1 protein-coding gene is annotated in these 1186 nt (G+C 47.6%); it reads left to right on the forward strand.

Features of this window, described 5'->3' with window-relative positions:
• Positions 1-73 precede the first annotated feature (73 nt).
• Positions 74-1170, forward strand: a protein-coding gene (locus BQ4443_RS00010) for an IS3 family transposase (RefSeq protein WP_371128767.1) whose coding sequence is annotated in 2 segments (ribosomal slippage) — positions 74-320 and positions 320-1170 — 1098 coding nt in all. Because the reading frame shifts where the segments join, the coding sequence is not laid out codon by codon here.
• Positions 1171-1186 lie beyond the last annotated feature (16 nt).

The following is a 1186-nucleotide window of genomic DNA, read 5'->3' on the forward strand; positions in this document are numbered from 1 at the left end:
CCACCCCCTAAATTAATACAGCTCAAATATAGAAATTTCCTTTAAAATTTAATTGATAATTAGGAGTTTTACAATGAGCAAACGTAAGCGTGAAGAGCAGATCATTGCTTTATTAAAGCGAGCAGAGGCCGGCGAGCCTATCGCTGAACTATGTCGCCAAGAAGGTATTGCTGTTTCCACCTTTTACAAGTGGCGTTCCAAGTATGATGGCCTTGAGGCCTCGGAGCTGAAGCGCCTTAGGCAGATTGAGCAAGAGCACGAGCGGCTTAAGAAGATGTACGCTGAATTGAGTTTGATGGCCCGAATGCAGGAGGAGATTATAAAAAAGCTCTAGTGCCTGTAGAAACACGTAAGGCTTGGGCTCGTGACCTACAGGCAAGGCATCAAGTGAGTATCGTTAAAAGCTGCCAAGCAGTCGGTATTAGCCGCACGGCTTATTACTACCGTAAACGCCAAGTTGACGATAGTTTCGTTGAAGAGGTCTTGCTTAGGCTCACCGAACGTCATCCTCGCTGGGGCTTTGTGAAGTGTTTTGACCGCTTACGCGCCTTAGATCATACATGGAATCATAAACGCGTACAACGCGTCTATCATCAGCTTCGATTACAGCTACGAAGCAAACGCAAACAGCGTTTACCGGCAAGGCATCCGATGCCATTGACGCAACCGGTCATGGCACGAAGCAGTTGGTCAATTGATTTTATGTCGGATGGTCTGACGGGTCGCCGTCGGTTCCGTACACTTAACGTGATAGATGACTTTAACCGTGAGGTGCTAGGCATCGACATAGGGGTGAGTCTGCCCGCTATTCGGGTGACTCGCTTTTTAGATCAGCTTGGGGAAGCCCATGGATATCCGCAGTGTATTCGTACGGACAACGGGCCTGAGTTTACTTCCACAGAGTTCACGCAGTGGGCGCAGCAGCGAGGCATTCTGATTGACTTTATTGAGCCGGGATGCCCTTATCAGAACGCCTATATTGAGCGGTTCAATCGAACCTACCGTGAGGAAGTGTTGGATATGCATTTATTCACGACGCTCGATCAGGTGCGTTGGCATACAGAGGCGTGGATAAACATTTACAATACTGAAAGACCTCATGAGTCATTAGATCGTTTAAGTCCTGTCGAGTACAGGCAGAGAGCATATTCTACTTTAAAGCTGTGTTAAGAATGGGGTAGGTTCA

Origin of the sequence: Pelistega sp. MC2 (assembly GCF_900099475.1) — a bacterium.
In the GTDB taxonomy this organism is placed as follows: Bacteria; Pseudomonadota; Gammaproteobacteria; order Burkholderiales; family Burkholderiaceae_B; genus Taylorella; species Taylorella indica.